The organism is Celerinatantimonas diazotrophica, from assembly GCF_004339545.1.
Lineage (GTDB): Bacteria > Pseudomonadota > Gammaproteobacteria > Enterobacterales > Celerinatantimonadaceae > Celerinatantimonas > Celerinatantimonas diazotrophica.
In genome coordinates this window covers 339210-357613 of sequence record NZ_SMGD01000013.1, presented here as the reverse complement: position 1 = coordinate 357613, position 18404 = coordinate 339210, and the positions used below count along the sequence as shown (strand labels likewise).

General features: G+C 43.5%; 17 protein-coding genes and 4 tRNA genes. 19 read left to right on the top strand and 2 right to left on the bottom strand.

From position 1 onward, the window contains the following. Window positions 1-50: 50 nt before the first annotated feature. The 4 genes from cysN (at window position 51) to EV690_RS10740 (ending at window position 4833) form a co-directional block, all read left to right on the top strand. Window positions 51-1463, top strand: a complete 1413-nt coding sequence (gene cysN, locus EV690_RS10755; protein WP_131913000.1) for a sulfate adenylyltransferase subunit CysN — start codon at window positions 51-53, stop codon at window positions 1461-1463. Beyond that, window positions 1463-3193, top strand: coding sequence for an SLC13 family permease (locus EV690_RS10750; RefSeq protein ID WP_131912999.1), 1731 nt, complete (start codon window positions 1463-1465; stop codon window positions 3191-3193). Before cysN ends, EV690_RS10750 begins: the two co-directional genes overlap by 1 nt. A 63-nt stretch (window positions 3194-3256) precedes the next feature. Beyond that, complete coding sequence (gene cysC / locus EV690_RS10745; RefSeq protein ID WP_131912998.1) at window positions 3257-3871, top strand: adenylyl-sulfate kinase; 615 nt, start codon at window positions 3257-3259, stop codon at window positions 3869-3871. After that, entirely contained in the window at window positions 3868-4833 is a 966-nt protein-coding gene (locus tag EV690_RS10740; RefSeq protein WP_131912997.1) for a DHH family phosphoesterase, read from the top strand. The genes cysC and EV690_RS10740 overlap by 4 nt, the downstream gene beginning before the upstream one ends. A gap of 128 nt (window positions 4834-4961) precedes the next feature. Here the strand turns inward: EV690_RS10740 and EV690_RS10735 are convergent, their stop codons facing one another. After that, on the bottom strand, window positions 4962-5300 hold the full coding sequence (locus tag EV690_RS10735) for a ComEA family DNA-binding protein (RefSeq protein ID WP_131912996.1): 339 nt from the start codon (window positions 5298-5300) through the stop codon (window positions 4962-4964). An 87-nt stretch (window positions 5301-5387) separates the two neighbouring features. Between EV690_RS10735 and ruvA the strand changes: the two genes are divergently transcribed. From ruvA to EV690_RS10670, 13 genes are all read left to right on the top strand, one after another. Next, window positions 5388-6008, top strand: a complete 621-nt coding sequence (gene ruvA / locus EV690_RS10730; RefSeq protein ID WP_131912995.1) for a Holliday junction branch migration protein RuvA — start codon at window positions 5388-5390, stop codon at window positions 6006-6008. A 17-nt stretch (window positions 6009-6025) separates the two neighbouring features. Next, complete coding sequence (gene ruvB, locus EV690_RS10725; protein WP_131912994.1) at window positions 6026-7033, top strand: Holliday junction branch migration DNA helicase RuvB; 1008 nt, start codon at window positions 6026-6028, stop codon at window positions 7031-7033. 226 nt (window positions 7034-7259) lie between these two features. Continuing rightward, entirely contained in the window at window positions 7260-7658 is a 399-nt protein-coding gene (gene ybgC / locus EV690_RS10720) for a tol-pal system-associated acyl-CoA thioesterase (RefSeq protein WP_131912993.1), read from the top strand. Then, entirely contained in the window at window positions 7648-8340 is a 693-nt protein-coding gene (tolQ, locus tag EV690_RS10715) for a protein TolQ (RefSeq protein ID WP_131912992.1), read from the top strand. Before ybgC ends, tolQ begins: the two co-directional genes overlap by 11 nt. A gap of 8 nt (window positions 8341-8348) precedes the next feature. Then, a complete protein-coding gene (gene tolR / locus EV690_RS10710; RefSeq protein WP_131913127.1) occupies window positions 8349-8789 on the top strand; it encodes a protein TolR in 441 nt (146 codons plus the stop codon). Window positions 8790-8806: 17 nt separating this feature from the next. Next, on the top strand, window positions 8807-9712 hold the full coding sequence (gene tolA, locus EV690_RS10705) for a cell envelope integrity protein TolA (protein WP_165872731.1): 906 nt from the start codon (window positions 8807-8809) through the stop codon (window positions 9710-9712). Further along, on the top strand, window positions 9713-11077 hold the full coding sequence (gene tolB, locus EV690_RS10700; RefSeq protein WP_131912990.1) for a Tol-Pal system beta propeller repeat protein TolB: 1365 nt from the start codon (window positions 9713-9715) through the stop codon (window positions 11075-11077). It begins immediately after the preceding gene. Window positions 11078-11104: 27 nt separating this feature from the next. After that, window positions 11105-11656, top strand: a complete 552-nt coding sequence (pal, locus tag EV690_RS10695; RefSeq protein WP_131912989.1) for a peptidoglycan-associated lipoprotein Pal — start codon at window positions 11105-11107, stop codon at window positions 11654-11656. Window positions 11657-11663: 7 nt separating this feature from the next. Next, on the top strand, window positions 11664-12545 hold the full coding sequence (gene ybgF / locus EV690_RS10690) for a tol-pal system protein YbgF (RefSeq protein WP_131912988.1): 882 nt from the start codon (window positions 11664-11666) through the stop codon (window positions 12543-12545). Window positions 12546-12722: 177 nt separating this feature from the next. Continuing rightward, window positions 12723-12798: transfer RNA gene (locus EV690_RS10685), tRNA-Lys, on the top strand. 30 nt (window positions 12799-12828) lie between these two features. After that, window positions 12829-12904: transfer RNA gene (locus EV690_RS10680), tRNA-Lys, on the top strand. A 16-nt stretch (window positions 12905-12920) separates the two neighbouring features. After that, window positions 12921-12996, top strand: a tRNA-Lys gene (locus tag EV690_RS10675). A gap of 16 nt (window positions 12997-13012) precedes the next feature. Further along, window positions 13013-13088, top strand: a tRNA-Lys gene (locus EV690_RS10670). 451 nt (window positions 13089-13539) lie between these two features. On the opposite strand, the gene EV690_RS10665 is transcribed toward EV690_RS10670, so the two are convergent. Further along, window positions 13540-14706 carry a M20 metallopeptidase family protein gene (locus tag EV690_RS10665; protein WP_131912987.1) on the bottom strand — a complete coding sequence of 389 codons (1167 nt, stop codon included), beginning with the start codon at window positions 14704-14706 and terminating at the stop codon, window positions 13540-13542. A 152-nt stretch (window positions 14707-14858) separates the two neighbouring features. Between EV690_RS10665 and EV690_RS10660 the strand changes: the two genes are divergently transcribed. Then, on the top strand, window positions 14859-16148 hold the full coding sequence (locus EV690_RS10660) for an alpha/beta fold hydrolase (RefSeq protein ID WP_131912986.1): 1290 nt from the start codon (window positions 14859-14861) through the stop codon (window positions 16146-16148). A gap of 89 nt (window positions 16149-16237) precedes the next feature. Then, window positions 16238-18085, top strand: coding sequence for a M3 family metallopeptidase (locus tag EV690_RS10655; protein ID WP_131912985.1), 1848 nt, complete (start codon window positions 16238-16240; stop codon window positions 18083-18085). Window positions 18086-18404 lie beyond the last annotated feature (319 nt).

The window sequence follows — 18404 nt, the reverse complement described above, 5'->3', positions numbered from 1 at the left end:
GAGCTGTTGTGCCATTGGCTGGTGTTCTGAATTTTACAAAAGAGGTTTTTATGACGACTCAATCTACTTTAGTTGCTGATGATATTAAAAGTTATTTACGACAACATGAACAAAAACAACTGCTACGGTTCCTAACTTGTGGCAGTGTGGATGATGGTAAGAGTACGTTAATTGGTCGATTGCTGCATGATTCTAAAATGATATTTGAAGATCAACTTGCTGCTATTAAACAAGATTCTAAGCGCTTTAATACAACGGATAATGAATTTGATTTAGCCCTTTTAGTGGATGGGTTGCAGTCTGAGCGTGAACAGGGGATCACAATTGATGTTGCCTATCGTTATTTTTCTACCGATAAGCGTAAATTTATTATTGCTGATACTCCTGGACATGAGCAGTACACGCGAAATATGGCAACTGGTGCCTCAAACTGTGATTTAGCGGTAGTGATGATTGATGCTCGCTACGGTGTCCAAGTGCAAACGAAACGACATAGTTTTATCGTCTCTGAACTTGGGATTAAGCAGGTGATCGTGGCGATCAATAAAATGGACTTGGTTGAATATTCGCATCAGTGCTACGAGCAAATTGCGCGAGAATATCGCCAGTTTGCAGACAAATTAAAAATCGATACGATTCATTTTGTCCCCATTTCTGCATTGTGTGGTGATAATGTCGTGAATAAAAGCGACAACACTGATTGGTATCAAGGGCAGACATTAATGCAGCTTTTGGAAAGTGCCCCCATTGATCATGACTATAAACCGTCGTTATTCCGGATGCCCGTTCAATATGTCAATCGTCCTAATTTGGATTTTCGTGGCTTTGCGGGGACGATTACCAGTGGTTGTATTGCAGTTGGTGATGAAGTCACCGTTTATCCGAGTGGTCAAAAAGCTAATGTAAATCGCATTGTCACCTTTGATGGCGATTTAGAGCGCGCATATGCCCCTATGGCGGTAACGCTAACTTTAGATAAAGAAATTGATGTTAGTCGAGGTGATCTGCTCGCCAGAGGCGAACTTGAACCGAATGTTGGTAAAAATGTAAATGCTCACTTAGTTTGGATGAGTGAAGATGCTTTGGTACCTGGTAAAACATATGATTTTAAACTGGCAACTAAAATAACCAGTGGTCAAATCAGCCAGATTGAGGCGCGCATTGACGTGAATACATTAGAACGACATTCGGCTGAGCGACTATTGCTCAATGAACTTGGGGTGGCGAATATTGAATTTGCTCAGCAACTCGCATTTGATCGATATGATGATACTCGTGAAACCGGTTCATTTATCATTATAGATCGTCTCAGTAATGTGACCGTTGGTGCGGGGATGATTCAAAAGCAAGGTCAAGATAACCATCCATCAAATTCATACAGTGAGTTTGAACTTGCGCTAAATGCACTTATCCGTAAGCACTTCCCGCATTGGCAAGCTAAAGATCTTTCGGTTTTAGGATAATGTATTTTTCCGGATCTGCAATTGCTGTTCTGACCATCTTTGGGGCAACGCTGATTGGTTTGATCCGCTTTCAGCGCCAACCTGCTGCCGTATTTGCGGTTGTGATGTTGGTGTTGTATGCCACCAATTTGGTCAGTACTAACCAGTTAGTATCGTCCATGAGTAACCCGGGATTATTGACACTGACATTATTGGTTTTGTGTTCCTTAGCTCTTGAAAAAACACGCTTGTTACGAGTCTTAGCGACATTTATCTTGCGTCCTTCACTGGCAACTAGTGGATTTCGTCTGTATTTATTAGTGGCGGCAAGTTCAGCATGTTTAAATAATACGGCCATTGTTGCCTCCCTTTTAGCCCCCGTGCGTAATAATCCATACCACCCCCCCAGCAAGCTATTATTACCGCTCTCTTATGCTGCAATTTTGGGGGGCACATTAACCTTAGTTGGAACGTCTACTAATTTAATTGTCAGCAGTATGTACCGCAGTGTGGGAGGCAGTGGTCTGCATTTTTTTGATTTCACACTTATTGGGTGTTTGTTGGTATTGGTCTGTGGTGGCGTATTATTCTTGACTATCCGTTGGTTGCCAGAGCATCCGACTGAGCCAGGACACTATAAACATTATTTGATTGACACCCAAGTGGGTGAAAATTCTCCATTGATAGGCAAGAGTCTTGAAGCTAATGGCCTGCGCCATCTGGAATCATTGTTTGTTGCTGAACTGGTGCGTGATAAGCACTTGATGAGTCCAGTTCATCCAGGGCAATTGGTTCAGGCCGGGGACCGACTTATCTTTAGTGGTGATGTTGCTCAGGTGAGTCAGTTGCGTCAATTTCCTGGGCTGGATACTTTCGCTGATAGTAATGGTTTACTCGGTTCAAATTTAACCGAAGTAGTGATTCGTCCAGAGAGCATACTGATTGGTAAGACTTTAAAATCGGTTAATTTTCGCTCGCGTTTTGATGCTGCGGTTGTGGCTATTCGCCGTGACGGTGAGTCAGTTTCTGGTAAATTGGGTGAAGTTGTACTGCACAGTGGTGATTTTTTGGTGCTGGCTGTTGGTCCGGACTTTTCAAGTCGTGACAATTTAGCAAAAAATTTCATCCATCTCAGTGGGGTTGCTATCTCTAAGCATTTAACCGGCTGGCGAGAATGGCTGGCGATCGGTGGTTTTATTTTAGCTATTTTGCTTTCTGCCGTAGGGGCAATTCCATTGTTAAAAGGCATGGTGATTTTATTGGGAGTTTTGGTGTTCTCCAATTGCCTTAGCGTGAATGAACTAGTGCGCCGTTTTCCACGGCAATTATGGTTAATTGTCGCATCAGCGTTATTGCTCTCCCAAGCATTAACCAACAGCGGGTTAACAGGCCAGTTGACTCAAGCGTTAATTCCTATTGCGCATATGGGCTATGGTTGGTTGATGATTGCAATGCTATATATTGTGACCTGGTTGCTGACCGAGCTTGTTACGAATAATGCCGCTGCTGCATTAGTATTTCCTCTGGCTTGGGGAATGGCTCAAGCCGCTGGTATTAACCCAATTGGCCCACTGATGGTCGTTGCTTATGCCGCTAGTGCCAGTTTTATTAGCCCTTATGGCTATCAGACCAACTTAATGGTTTACAATGCTGGTCATTATCGGTTAAGTGACTTTTTAAAAGTGGGTGGCCCTCTAGCTCTAGTTTATGGTGTAATCGTGGTAACATTTGTGCCCATTGTATTTCATTAGTAACTTTTTGATAGAAGATTCCTTCGGTTAACCATCTTTTGCATCAGGCAGATAGGATAAATCATGAAGCAAGTGAGTCAGGATGTGACATGGCATCAGACTTCGGTCAGTCTTGAACAGCGTCAGCAATTAAATGGACATCGCAGTGTTTTGTTGTGGTATACAGGATTAAGTGGTTCAGGTAAGTCAACGATTGCCAATGCCGTTGATGTCAAACTTTATCAGCTTGGTGTACATAGTTATGTACTCGATGGTGATAATGTTCGCCATGGTCTGAATGGTGATCTAGGCTTTAGCAATCATGACCGAGTTGAAAATATTCGTCGCATTAGTGAAGTTGCTAAGTTGATGGTTGATGCTGGGTTAGTGGTTAGTACCGCATTTATTAGTCCTTTTATTCACGACCGAGTTCAAGCGCGTAAGTTGCTCGGCGAGCGTTTTATCGAAGTATTTGTGGATACGCCTTTAAGTGTTTGTGAAGCACGAGATCCAAAAGGGTTGTATCAAAAAGCTCGGGGCGGCGAGATTAAGCATTTCACTGGGATTGACTCCGCTTATGAAATACCAAACAGCCCAGAAGTTCATCTTAAAACCGACCAGTATTCAATAGAGCAATGTGCTCAACAAGTCGTTGCTGCATTAGTTGAAAAACAAGTAATTAGCCAGAGTGCTTTATGAGTAACATTGATGTTTTTAATGGGGATGCCGATGGCATCGTCGCGCTCCTCCAATTGCGATGGCGTTATCCACAGCAAAGTACCTTAGTAACAGGGGTAAAGCGGGATATTCAGTTATTACAGAGAGTTGATGTGGCAGCGGGAGATAATGTCTGTGTTTTAGATATCTCGGCAGAGCGAAATGGCCGTGATCTAAAACGAATTCTGGAGGCTGGCGCCCACGTTTTTTACGTTGATCACCACCGTCGTGGTGACATACCCCTGAGCCCCAATCTAGTGACCCGCATTGACCCGGACCCATATCAATGTACTAGCACGTTGGTGGATCAATATTTAAATGGTGCTTATCGCAGTTGGGCTGTTGCCGCTGCATTTGGCGATAATTTAACAGAAACTGCGATAAAACTTGCCCGCTCATTATCTTTAACCACAGAGCAAACCAATTTTCTTAAAGAGCTGGGCATTTTGTTAAATTATAATGGCTATGGGCGCGAGGTGAATGACCTGCATTATCATCCTGCCGAACTATATAAGCAGCTGCAGGCCTATCCTGATCCATTTGCGTTGATGCTGTTGAAAGATTCTGTGTTTACTAACTTACAGGATGCCTATCAACGCGATATGGCGAAAGCTAAAAACTCGCCAATTGTCTATCAGAGTGATAATGCTGTTGTGATTTTATTGGCCGATGCGCCTTGGAGTCGTCGAGTCAGTGGTGTGTATGGGAATGAATTGGCCAATCAGAATCCAGAGCGAGCTCATGGTGTGGTTACTGATAATGGTGATGATACCTACACTGTGAGTGTGCGAGCACCGATTAATCGGCGTAGTGGGGCTGACGAAATCTGTTCACAGTTCCCCAACGGCGGTGGGCGAGCCGCCGCAGCTGGTATTAATCAACTTCCTTGTGACCAGCTCGAATCTTTCTGGCAGATCCTTAGCAACTATTACCAGCAGCATTAGCTGCAACGATGAGCCGTTGTGCGTCAATTTATGCTGTTGAGCTGGTGAGAGTTGAATTGTTGCGTAAGTTTGGTGCAGTTCTATGGCTAATTGCCTGCATGCAAGCAGGCAATCGCGAGACAATAAGACTATTTCAGCGTCAGTTGGGTTTTGTCATGCTCCAATAATTTGGGGCCAATTCCTTTGACTTTGGTTATCTCGGCAATATCTTTAAATGGTCCGTGCGCTTTTCTATAGGCGATGATGGCATTGGCTTTTGAAGGCCCAATACCTGAAAGCTCGGTTAGCTGTTCAGCATTAGCTTTATTAATATTGATCGTCATATTGGTTGCCATTACCGGTAAACTAACAGCAAAAAGTAGTGAACTGATTAAAAATTTAGATTTTGAATTCATATCGGAATCTATTCCCTGTCTCTTTCGGCTTACATTAATGATAATTTTATCATTAAATAAATTTAGACTCAACTGACCTGATTCCCCAATAGAATCACTGGATATTAATCCAGTGTCCGTTTAAGCTATTCACAACTATAAGCAACGGAAAATGAGATCGTGATAGGACGACTTCGAGGAATTTTAGAACACAAACAACCCCCGTATGTATTGGTTGATGTGGCGGGGATCGGTTATGAGCTGCAACTGCCTATGAGTTGTTTTTATCAGTTACCGGAGATTGGCCAGACGGTCACTTTAATTACCCATTTTGTTGTTCGTGAAGATGCTCAATTGCTTTATGGTTTCCATGATGAAGCCTCAAGGCGTTTGTTTCGAGAGCTCATTAAGGTCAATGGCATTGGCCCGAAAGTCGCCTTGGCTATTTTGTCAGGCCTAAATACTCAGCAATTTATTCAGGCCATTAATCATGATGATATTAGTGCGCTGACCAAACTTCCCGGTGTGGGCAAAAAAACAGCAGAACGATTGCTGGTTGAAATGAAAGATAGGCTCAAAAACTGGAGTGTTGAACCGACTGATGGTTTGCTAGCACCGAGCGCCTTTGCTGAACAAACTCTTATGCAAGAGCCCGTGAGTGCCAAAGAAGAAGCCATTGAAGCGCTGATGGCATTAGGTTATAAACCTGCGATGGCTGAAAAAACGATTAACAGGCTTTCAAGTGATGGATTGACGAGTGAACAGCTCATTCGTTTGGCACTAAAGAGTATGGTTTCTTAATTTAGGTAATCTTTGTCATGATTGAATCAGATCGATTAATTAGCGCAGTGGCTCAAACAGAAGATGAATTTGTCGATCGGGCCATGCGTCCTAAGACGCTCGCTGATTACACCGGTCAAGCGGATGTCTGTGAGCAATTGGGGATTTTTATTGAGGCTGCTCGCAGGCGGAGCGATGCTCTGGATCATTTGCTGATCTTTGGTCCTCCGGGGTTAGGTAAAACCACTTTGGCAAATATTGTGGCGAATGAAATGGGGGTCAATATTAAAACGACTTCCGGGCCAGTTTTAGAAAAAGCAGGTGATTTAGCAGCCTTGCTCACGAATCTGGAACCAGGAGATGTATTGTTCATTGACGAAATTCACCGTTTAAGTGCTGTGGTTGAAGAAGTTTTGTATCCAGCGATGGAAGACTATCAACTGGATATTATGATTGGAGAGGGCCCGGCGGCCCGTTCTATTAAACTCGATCTCCCACCATTTACCTTGATTGGTGCGACAACGCGAGCTGGTATGCTAACCTCGCCACTTCGAGATCGGTTTGGGATTGTGCAGCGCCTAGAGTTTTATAATACGCAAGATTTAACTCAGATTGTCACGCGCAGCGCCCACTATTTGAATATGTCGATGAGTGCCGATGGTGCTCAGGAAATTGCAAGACGTTCTCGAGGAACCCCTCGAATTGCAAACCGGCTGTTGCGCAGAGTGCGAGATTTCGCGGATGTGCGCCATGATGGATTTGTTGATTGTGAGATTGCTTCGCAGGCATTAGCAATGCTGAACGTTGATGAAGCTGGTTTTGATTATATGGATACCAAATTGCTTAATACGATGATTGAGCGCTTTGATGGTGGGCCCGTTGGTTTAGATAACTTAGCCGCAGCGATTGGTGAAGATAAAGAAACGATTGAAGATGTGCTGGAACCTTTTTTGATTCAGCAGGGCTTTTTACAGCGGACCCCTCGCGGCCGAATAGCGACAGAGCGGGCATTTTTGCACTTTGGTAAGGTGAAACCACAACCGTAATTCGTGTTTTTTATTAAAGCTATCAATCAGATGCCGATTTTAGATCAATCGGGTAATCATGGTTAGTATCAAATTTTTGACATGTTAAATCGTTAAAATGGTATGGGTTTTAAGATTATTATCTAACCATCTAGGTAAATAAGTATTTTCCCTATCCTTACAAACAAAGTTGATTCAGTTATAGTAGAGCGATTGCGTGAGTTGATAAGGATTTATGTGTAGTCGGATGGCACAGTTAACACTAAGAGTTTATTATGAGGACACTGATGCAGGAGGCATCGTATATCACGCCAACCATTTGAAATATATGGAGCGTGGCAGAACAGAAATGCTAAGAGATTTAGGCTATGAGCAAGATGTTTTGATGGCCGAAGGGCTAGCTTTTGTCGCTTCTGAAGTTAATATTAAATACCATCATCCGGCCCGTTTTAACGAGTTGTTGACGGTAACAACCGAGATAGAAAAATTACGTCGAGTCGGGATTTTATTTCATCAATCGATTCACAATCAAGCGCTAAAGTTAATTGCCAGTGCTGATGTGATGATTGCGTCGATTGATCCTAACTTGATGAAACCTAAAGTAATTCCAGCCAAAATGAAAGAGGTCTTCCAGCGTGCACTCTGAAATTTCAATCATCGGTTTATTTATGCAAGCGAGTATTTTAGTTAAGCTTGTTATGCTGATTTTGCTGTCCATGTCGGTGATTTCATGGGCGATGATGCTTAATCGCCGTAAACAATTTAACTATGCTCAAAAATCCTCCGGACGATTTGAAAAACAGTTCTGGTCTGGTGTTGATCTCAATAAGCTTTATCAAGAATGCAATGCTCGATCAGATCGTTTGATGGGGATGGAACAGATTTTTCACAGTGGCTTTAAAGAGTATGCACGGCTTCATAAAAGTGGTCAGCGAGAACCCGATACGATTTTAGATAGTACTTATCGGTCTATGCGAGTTAGTTTTTCTCGAGAATTAGAAGAGTTGGAAAACCAGTTACCCATGCTGGCAACCATTGGGTCGATTAGTCCCTACATCGGCTTGTTTGGAACGGTATGGGGAATTATGAGTGCATTTATTGCCTTAGGAAATGTTCAGCAAGCAACGTTATCGATGGTTGCCCCAGGGATTGCCGAGGCATTGATCGCAACTGCTATGGGGCTATTTGCAGCGATTCCGGCAGTTATTGGTTATAACCGTTTTACAACGCGTCTGGCTCGGATCGAGAACCATTATGCAAATTTCATGGAAGAGTTTTACGGTATTTTGTATCGTCAGGTGAATAACCAAACTCGGAGTGAATCGTGAGAACACCAATGCCAGGTCACTACCGTCCGCGTCGTAAAATTGTCGCGGAAATTAATGTTGTGCCATATATCGATGTTATGCTTGTGCTGTTAATCATTTTTATGGTGACGGCGCCACTGATTACTCAGGGGGTGAAAGTCGATCTCCCTCAGGCTGATTCGCAGCCACTGCCAAAAGATTCTCAGCCGCCACTTGTTGCGACCGTGGATGCACATGGTAATTATTTCTTAGATGATGGTTCTAGTAATGCTAATGCCCATAAACAGTTGTCTGCACAGCAGATGGTTGTTAAAGTGCGGGCACTATTGCAACTCAACAAAAATAGACCTGTCGTCGTGCGCGGGGATAAGAACGCACGTTATGAGCAGGTGATAGCCTTATTGCAGCTATTGAGCCAACAGGCCGGGGTTCCATCGGTCGGATTGATGACTCAACCGGATGACCATTAGTAATAGGATTAGCAAGTTTGAAATCATCTTATCGTCTCAGTATTGTCATCTCAATCATTTTGCATGTGCTGTTGATTGCAGCACTTTCATTGTCTTTTTCATTTCACGAGCCACAACAGCAGAGCGCGAGTCAATCTAAGCCTATTATACAGGCAACTGCCGTATCCCAGCAGCAAGTTGAGCAACAAGTCGAGCGTCTAAAGCAAGAACGTTTGAAAAAGCAACAAGCTGAGCAAAAACGTCTAGCTGAGATTAAGAAGCGACAAGAACAGGCCCGTAAACAAGAGTTAGAGCAGCAAAAACGCCTCAAGCAGTTGCAGCTCAAGCGTCAACGCGAAGAACAGCAGCGTAAAAAGGCTGAATTAGAGCGTAAATTGGCCCAGCAGAAAGCTGCTGCAGCAGAGAAAGCGCGTAAAGAAGCCGAAGCTAAGGAAAAAGCGGCTAAACAAGCAGCGGCGAAAGCTGAGGCGAAGCGTAAAGCACAAGAGGCGGCCGAACGTAAAGCAGAAGCAGAGCGTAAAGCTAAAGAAGCTGCGGCTCATAAGGCTCGTGAAAAAGCAGCTGCATTAAAACGTAAGCAGCAGGCTGAGCAGCAACTGCTGAACGATATGAAAGCCGAACAGCAGGCGCGGCGTAATCGTCAGATCCAGTCTGAGATCCAAAAATATCAGGCCATGATCACCGCGGCAATTCAGCAAAATGTGATTATTGACAGCTCACTTAAAGGTGAAACCTGTAATTTGACCGTGACCTTGGCGCGTAATGGTTTTATTGTAAATGTCAGTAATGTAAAAGGTGACCCAAGAGCATGTAACGCTGCAACATCAGCTGTTTATAAGACTCAGCAGGTTCCGGTCTCACCTGATGCAGATGTGTTCGCTAAAATGAAAGTTTTGAATATTACACTTAAACCCGGTGGTTAAATGATGAAATTTAGAGCGTTACTCACGTTAGGGCTATTATTACTTTCTTCACGCAGCTATGCAGCCTTGGATATTTTGATTACTCAGGGAGTTGATTCTGCTCGACCAGTTGCGGTTGTCCCATTTAAATGGACAGGGGCGGGAGCATTACCCACTAATGTGAGCAAAGTTATTGCTGATGATCTCCGTCGTAGTGGCAAATTTAATCCAATTGCTGTGGCTAAAATGCCACAATTACCGCATCAGGCTGATAAAGTCGACTATCAGCAGTGGGCTTCAATGGGAATTGAAGGCGTTCTGGTCGGTCAAATTAGTGAACCATCGCCTGGTAAATACCAGATTCAATATCAATTGGTGGATGCCGTCCAAGGACAGATGGGTGGTACTTCAAAATTGCAAAATGACCAACTCGTTCAGAATAATCAGCATATTTTGCTGGATCGAAGTGGAACTGTTGGGGCCAAACAATTACGCCAGTATGCTCATTTGATCTCTGATCACGTGTATAAGGCACTCACGGGAGAGCGCGGAGCATTTTTAACTCGTATTGCTTATGTCGTCTATAATCCTAAAGCGAAGTATCCGTATCAACTGCGGGTGGCTGATTATGATGGTTACAATGAGCAGGTTCTATTGCGCTCACACCAACCGATTCTCTCTCCTGCTTGGTCACCAGATGGCAAACAATTAGCTTATGTCAGTCTGGAAAATCGTCGGGCGAATATCTACATTCAAGATCTTCAGGGGGTGAATGGCCAGCCGCCGAAGCGTTATAAATTACCTCATTATCCAGGTCTTAATAGTGCCCCTGCATGGTCGCCAGATGGTAAAAATATGGCGTTAGTGCTTTCTAAAGATGGTAATGCCGAAATTTATATCGAGAATTTAGCATCGCACAAGCTGACACGAGTGACGAATAGCCCGCGAATCGATACAGAGCCTAATTGGTCGCATGATGGTAAATCTATCTTTTTCACCTCAGAACGGGGGGGAAATCCACAGATCTATCGCTATAACCTCAGTGATCACTCAATTTCTCGTGTCACTTGGGAAGGCGATATGAATTTAAGTCCTGAAGTTGCACCTAATGATAAATTTATCGTGATGGTTGATCGTACCAATGGTCAGTATCGCATTGCTCGTCAAAATCTGAAAACCGGTTATATGCAAATTTTGACTAATACCTCTTTGGACAAGTCTCCAAGTATTGCTCCGAATGGCAGTATGATTATTTATAGTACTGTTGTGAAAAATCGTCAGGTGCTCGCGTTGGTTTCAACCGATGGCCGTTTTAAAGCAACTTTGCCCGCTCGAGATGGAGATGTTCGTTCGCCAGCATGGTCGCCTTTTTTAACAAATAATTAATACTTTATTGATAAAAGGAAATAATAAATGCAACTACAAACTTACTGTAAGGGCCTTCTGATTGCGCTGACTTTAGGGGCGTTAACCGCATGTAGTACTCACACTGGCACATCAGGTGCTAATGGAAGTCAAACAGCGGGTTCAGCAAGTTCAAATGGTAGCCAGCAAAATGGTCAAGATGGAGTACAAATTGGTTCTGCTAGCCAGGTTCTCACTCCCCAAGAGCGCCAGCAGAAACAGTTGAATGAGCTTAAGCAGAATCAGACGATTTATTTTGACTTCGATAAATCCACGATCAAAAGTCAATTTATTAAATTGTTGGAAGATCATGCAGCATTTTTGCGCAATCACCCATCGGTACACGTTTTGATTGAAGGTAATACTGATGAACGCGGTACGCCTGCATACAATATTGCTTTGGGGGAACGTCGTGCTGAAGCTGTAGCTCAATACTTGGAAAGTCTGGGGGTTTCATCTGATCAGATCTCAACGATCAGTTATGGTGAAGAAAAACCTGTTGATAATTCACACACAGCAGCCGGTATGGCAAAAAACCGTCGAGCTGTTTTAGTATATTGAGATAATTATGAAGCAGATTAAACTGTCAGCGGCTGCATTAGCAGTCGCCTTCTTTGCAAATATGAGTTATGCCGAGGCTCCGGTAACGGATTTGAGTACTCAGCCGACAGCGACAACGATGACTACTGTCAATGCTCCGGATTCATCCACTGCTTCCTCGACATCAGGGGGAAATAATAGTTCATCACAGATTCAGGCTCCTAGTTTAAAAGGAATGAATTTTGATGATACAGCCGGTTTGACCCTAAAACAGCGAATTACTCGCTTAGAGCGGATGTTTAATGCCCGAAGCTCGTCTCAGTTACAAATTCGACAGCAGCTCAATCAGCTTTCAGATCGATTAGCCCAACTTAATGGACAGATAGAGGAACAGCAGCATCAGATCAAGCAAATTGTGAAGCGTCAACGCGACCTATATCAGGAGCTTGAACGGCGGTTATCTAATACCCAACAATCTGCCCAGACAAATGCTGCGAATCAAGATAGCGCAAAGGATGAACCAGTTGTTGGTGGTGATGGCGAAGCCGATTATGAGAATGCTGTGAAGCTCGTAATGCAGGATCGTAAATTTGATCAGGCGATTAGTGCTTTCCAAACATTTTTAACTAAACATCCTAAATCAAGCTATCTGCCAAATGCTCATTATTGGTTGGGACAGTTGCAATTTACACAGGGACAGTCAGATAAAGCGCAAGCTCAATTTGAAACAGTCGTTAAACAATATCCTGATTCAAATAAAGTTCCTGAATCATTACTTAAATTAGGACAATTGGCATTACAAAGTAAGCATATAAGCCAAGCTAAAGATTATTTTAATAAAGTTATTCAGAACTATCCTCAGTCTAGTGCGGCAGATTTAGCTAAAAACCAGCTTAAATCACTTAAATAATATGCAGCGATCACTAATGGCTTTAGTGAATTGGTGATCGGTGGCATGTTTTTTCGTCACTAAACGCTTTTAAAGGTGAACACTTGCTTATTTGCTAAGCAAACGAGCGAAAAGATCAAGATTTCTATTGCACATCACCGCGAAATCCGTATTATAGGCCGCCGTTAAGACATGAACGGGTCGTTAGCTCAGTTGGTAGAGCAGTTGACTTTTAATCAATTGGTCGCAGGTTCGAATCCTGCACGACCCACCATGACTTAATATTCGGTTGATCCCATTCTATGGGTCGTTAGCTCAGTTGGTAGAGCAGTTGACTTTTAATCAATTGGTCGCAGGTTCGAATCCTGCACGACCCACCATCACCGATATCTTTTAGGGCTGTTAGCTCAGTTGGTAGAGCAGTTGACTTTTAATCAATTGGTCGCAGGTTCGAATCCTGCACAGCCCACCATCTATCGATTATCGATGGGTCGTTAGCTCAGTTGGTAGAGCAGTTGACTTTTAATCAATTGGTCGCAGGTTCGAATCCTGCACGACCCACCATCAATTCAATATAAAATTTTCTTTCGTATTATACTTGAACATAATCATTGGCAATTGTCACGATTCCTTATTCGTACAATTTGTCGTGTTTATATCAACAGACATTTTTTAATTTCAATACAGGGCATCCTCTCTTCAACTTAATTTAAGTCCCTAGGGGCGGTTAAGCCTATTTCAGGGCTATCTAGCAATAATCTCGATTTAATCGGTGTTAAAGTAGAAGTCTTTGATAAACGAGTGGGCAATTGGTGAACTGCACGAATGTTTATCAACAGTTATGGTGCTGGCGTACATAGAGTGGTTGGCCGATATGGCGGAGTTTGTCTGCGTGGCGATGCAACTCTGGCTGCGCATAAAGAAAGCGAGATTGTGCCACTCATAGTAACAAGTTCGCATCCCTAGCATCACTGGCAGCTATCAGGCTGGTTGTTGTTCCTGCTGCCACCTTTCTTTAAAGACTTTGTGATGCCATCGTTGTTAAATATGCAATTTGCGCAAGCATATTTGCTGCAATAGGCAGTAATTCGTCAGGGTAATCATAATCAACATGGTGCAATGGGCTTAATTGCTCACCTGAGCCGATCCCCAATAGTGCTCCTGGCCAATAAGCGATTAATGAGCCAAAATCTTCACCCCATTTAAACGGATGTTCTGGCACAATAGAATGCAAATTTAGAGCATGTGCACTGTGTTTAATGATCTCGACCGCTGCCGGATGGTTATCACATCCGCGGAACGATTCCAGCCACTGATAGCGATAATTAAGATGCGCTGCTGAACAGATCTCAGAAAGTTTTTCTTCGATTTGCTGGGCAATTATTTCCATTTGCTGATTCTGCCAGCAACGGATGGTGAAATCAGCACGACCTTCACCGGGCATGGTTCCGTATGCTGGCGTTCCCATTTGAATACAAATAGGCGTTACTAATGTAAAGTCTTGCCGAGTTAAATCAGTACAGTTAAGAGATTGGGAAAATTGTACGAGTTGTGCAATTGCAGCGGCCGGGCAAATGCCTGATTCGGGTTCTGCAGCATGAGCAGTACGCCCGATAAATTGTACACTGAGACTTTGTACAGCTGCTGTCATGGCTTTCTCTTTGCAAATAATCTGGCCAAGAGGGGCCCCGGGAATATTATGATAGGCGAATGCAAAATCAAACTTCAGCCCGAGCGCGCGCATATCTTTAAGTGCTTGAGGTCCTCCTTCTCCGGTTTCTTCAGCACTTTGAAATAGCAGATAGATTTTTCCGTTCAAGATTGGTGATTGCTCTAATAAATGAGCACATCCAAGCAATGATGTTGCGTGCCCGTCGTGACCACACAAATGGCTTACTCCGGGAGTTTGTGAGCAATAATAATGTTGATTACTCTCCTGAATGGGGAGTGCATCCATATCAGCACGAAGTAGCACGATTGCTCCAGGCTGGTGGCTATCGATGCAGCTAAGAATAGAGCCAGAGGGCAATAGTTGTGTTGTAAATGCACTAAGTTTCGCCAGTTCTTGGCACAAATAATCTCGTGTTTGATGCTCAGCACCAGAAAGTTCTGCTATTTTGTGCAGCTGGTGACGGATCGGAGTTAAATCCACAGAAATTTTGGGTGGCGTCAGAGAATTCATAAAGCCCGTTTATATTTGTTTTATTTAATTTTTATCATCGAATAATCGACACTAAGATGCAACTGATAGATACAATAGCAGCTGGCCTGCAAGCTCAGAAACCGATATTGTATGCTCATTAGTGTAACGATAGTTTGTCAGCAGGCGATGGCATGACCGTAAAACAATTTCAGTTATCAGATATGCTCATCAGTGAGCATCAAGTGAGTGTTCCTTTAGACTGGCGAGATCCGCAGCATAGCCCATGTATTAATGTGTTCTATCGGGAAGTGGTGAGTGTTGAACGTGCCGCGCAGAAGTTGCCGTTGTTACTGTTTTTACAAGGCGGGCCAGGGGGGAAATCGCCGCGCCCACAGTCCGGGCACCCGTGTTGGTTACCTCAAGCACTAGAAACATATCGAGTTATTTTGCTCGATCAACGCGGTACAGGGCAAAGTAGTCGCATTGATGCGTCCTTGATAGCGCACAAAACAGCTGAACAAGGTCGGGATTACTTGTTAAATTTTCGAGCGGACAGCATTATTAAAGATTGCGAATATATTCGTAAAACCTGTTACCACAGCCAGCAATTTTATACGCTAGGGCAAAGCTATGGTGGCTTTCTCACGTTAAGTTATCTCTCTTATGCGCCTCAGGCGTTAGCCGGATGTTTTGTGACAGGAGGATTAGCTGGAATTGATGCCACTGCCGAGCAGGTTTATCAGTTAACGTATCCATTAGTTGCGGAAAAAACCGAGCTTTTTTATCAGCAATATCCTGATACCCGTGTGCGTTTAGCCCAGATTGGTGAGTGCTTGGCTAATGAAGCCGTTTATCTGCCTGATGGTGAGCGCCTCACTGCCGAGCGTTTCCAGTCTTTAGGCATTTTGTTGGGGACTGGCAGTGGCATGCAAACGCTCTATTATCTAGTTGACGAAGCATTTGCCGGACATGCTAAGCAGGCGTTATCTGATACTTTTTTAGCGCAGGTTATGATGCTTGCCAACTATTGGGATAATCCGCTGTATGCCGTTATGCAAGAGAGTATTTATGGACAAGGACAACAGGCTACCAACTGGGCTGCACAACGTGTAAGAGACCAATTAGGTGGCTTTAAAGGCAATCCTGAATCATTGCCATTGACTGGCGAGATGATTTATCCATGGATGTTTGAACAGATTGGATACCTCAAACCCTTTGCTCCGGCTGCGAATGCTCTGGCAGCGTATAATGACTATTCATATTTGTATGATCTGGAGTGCCTTGGGCGCAATGAAGTCCTGGTGGTTGCGGCCGTGTACGCAAATGATATGTATGTCCCTCGGACTTTAAGTGAAAGAACCGCCCAGTTAACCGCGAATCTTCATACTTGGGTGACGGATAAGTTTGAACATGATGGCGTGCGTCAATCGACAGAAGTATTTGAGCATTTAACCACAATGATGCATGAACTAAGTCACTAACATCTAAATGAGAATATTTCCATCCGTTCGTTGGTGTTTCAAAGGGTTTATCTAATTACCAACGACTAGACATGAAAGGTAATAATTATATGACTGCTACCGATTATCTAAATGATTTAAACCATCGCTATTTGTCAATTCATCGTCGCAAAGAAGACCTGTTTTGGCAGACCTATATGGGCACCAGTGATGATCATGAAGGGGCTGCTCAGGCATTAGCTGAGTGGACCAACTTTTTAAGTGATGACAGCTATCTAGAGCAAATCAAAGCGCAACTTTCAAATGCCCAACAGTTAACCGACGATAATGAACGTGCAGCGACCATTGAGGGTCTTTTAGGATGGCAGGCAATGTTTAGCGCGCATGCCATAGAATCCGTGCAGGCTAAAACGCTCAAAGATGATCTGATTGCTTTTGAAGCGAAGCTCTTTGAGAAAAAACAAAACCATGTGATGGTCTACATCGATGAGAATGGTCAACAAATTGAAGCTTCTTTACCGTTGTTACGAACGATAATGAACACCAATCGCCATGAAAAAGTACGTCAGAGCGCTCATCAGGCGTTGCTTGATGTTGAACAATGGTTGTTAGAAAACGGATTTTTAGAGTTAGTTAAACGGCGCAATGCTTTTGCTAAAGCTGTTGGGTTTGATAACTTTTTTGATTATTCAGTGACTAAAACTGAACATATGAGCTCAACTGAGTTGTTTAGTATTTTGGATGACTTTGAGGTGCGAACACGTGAGGCCCATCTACGAAGCCTTAGTGAGTTATCTCAAAGCAAAGGGGAACAAGCACTTAAAGCACATAACTTTGTGTATTCATTTGCAGGTGAGGTGATGCGTGATCTCGACCCTTATGTGCCATTTTCCCAATCGCTGCGCCGTTGGGTTGAGTCGTTTGGTCGATTGGGTATCGATTATAATCAAGCTGAATTAACGTTAGATTTACTGGATCGTAAAGGGAAATATCAGAACGGTTTTTGTCACGGACCGATCCCATCATTTTATGATCAAGGTAAATGGATTAGTGCAAAAGTAAACTTTACCAGCAATGCTAAACCAGACCAGATAGGCAGTGGCTATAGCGGTATGAATACACTCTTTCATGAAGGAGGGCATGCTGCGCATTTTGCGAATGTCAAAATGAATGCACCTTGTTTTTCACAGGAATTTGCTCCAACTTCAATGGCTTATGCTGAGACTCAATCTATTTTTTGTGATAGCTTGCTCAGTGATGCTGATTGGCTAAAAATGTATGCCAAGGATGCCAGCGGTAAAGCGATTCCTGATTCAGTGATTCAAGCAATGATTAATGCAAATCAGCCATTTAAAGCTTACGAAGAACGTAGCATTTTAGTGGTTCCTTACTTTGAACGCGCGCTGTATCAGCTGGATGAGAAAGAACTGACTCCAGAGCGTGTCACCCAGTTAGCGCGCGATTGTGAACAGCAAATCTTAGGTATTGCCTGCAGTCCTCGACCACTGATGGCGATTCCCCATTTGCTCAGTGATGAGTCGGCATGTTCTTATCAAGGCTATTTATTGGCGCATATGGCAGTTTACCAGACTCGCGACTTCTTTATGCGTCAGTTTGGCTATTTAACCGACAATGCTCAAATCGGCCCAATGTTAGCGAAACATTACTGGAATAAAGGAAATAGTCAGTCGCTTGATGACTGTATTCGAAGTTTGTGTGGCGAGGGCTTTAATGCTAAATATTTGGCCGATGCCTGTAATTTAACGACCGAACAGGCTTGGCAAGTTCAGCAACAAAAAATTGCCTCATTGAACACTCGAGAGCGCTCTGAAGTGCAACCATTGAATGCATCGATTCGTATTGTAGATGGTGATACTCAAATCGCCTCAAACGAACAAAGTGATGAGCAACTATGCCAGCAGTTTGAATCCTATATTGAACAAACTTACGGTGGCTAATCAACGCAATCGCTAGGGACTGTTGACCTTTGGTGATTAGTTTTGCAGAAATCTGAGAGGGATTTAGGCAAGGCAAACGTTGTGCCGTGTAGTTATTCTCCACAAAGAACGTTTAACGCTGGATAAATTCCTCTCAGATACTGCCCTTGAGGTTCATTTAAACGTATCCTGAACTTTGTTGCCCCCTGCTTGCTTCACTCATTAAGCGACGCAGAGTGCGCCGCGTTCAAAATGCGTTTAATTTGAACAAAATTCAACCACCACAGGTCAACAGTCCCTAGCAATAGGGCTGTATTGTTCAGCCCTTTTTATGATCTGT

What these genes read in the sequence shown, in the direction of transcription:
- ybgF (WP_131912988.1), top strand. Translation starts at nt 11,664, where the DNA reads ATGAAGCAGATTAAACTGTCAGCGGCTGCATTAGCAGTCGCCTTCTTT.
- EV690_RS10750 (WP_131912999.1), top strand. Translation starts at nt 1,463, where the DNA reads ATGTATTTTTCCGGATCTGCAATTGCTGTTCTGACCATCTTTGGGGCA.
- ruvB (WP_131912994.1), top strand. Translation starts at nt 6,026, where the DNA reads ATGATTGAATCAGATCGATTAATTAGCGCAGTGGCTCAAACAGAAGAT.
- EV690_RS10665 (WP_131912987.1), bottom strand. Translation starts at nt 14,706, where the DNA reads ATGAATTCTCTGACGCCACCCAAAATTTCTGTGGATTTAACTCCGATC.
- EV690_RS10660 (WP_131912986.1), top strand. Translation starts at nt 14,859, where the DNA reads ATGACCGTAAAACAATTTCAGTTATCAGATATGCTCATCAGTGAGCAT.
- EV690_RS10655 (WP_131912985.1), top strand. Translation starts at nt 16,238, where the DNA reads ATGACTGCTACCGATTATCTAAATGATTTAAACCATCGCTATTTGTCA.
- pal (WP_131912989.1), top strand. Translation starts at nt 11,105, where the DNA reads ATGCAACTACAAACTTACTGTAAGGGCCTTCTGATTGCGCTGACTTTA.
- EV690_RS10740 (WP_131912997.1), top strand. Translation starts at nt 3,868, where the DNA reads ATGAGTAACATTGATGTTTTTAATGGGGATGCCGATGGCATCGTCGCG.
- tolB (WP_131912990.1), top strand. Translation starts at nt 9,713, where the DNA reads ATGATGAAATTTAGAGCGTTACTCACGTTAGGGCTATTATTACTTTCT.
- ybgC (WP_131912993.1), top strand. Translation starts at nt 7,260, where the DNA reads ATGGCACAGTTAACACTAAGAGTTTATTATGAGGACACTGATGCAGGA.
- cysN (WP_131913000.1), top strand. Translation starts at nt 51, where the DNA reads ATGACGACTCAATCTACTTTAGTTGCTGATGATATTAAAAGTTATTTA.
- cysC (WP_131912998.1), top strand. Translation starts at nt 3,257, where the DNA reads ATGAAGCAAGTGAGTCAGGATGTGACATGGCATCAGACTTCGGTCAGT.
- tolR (WP_131913127.1), top strand. Translation starts at nt 8,349, where the DNA reads ATGCCAGGTCACTACCGTCCGCGTCGTAAAATTGTCGCGGAAATTAAT.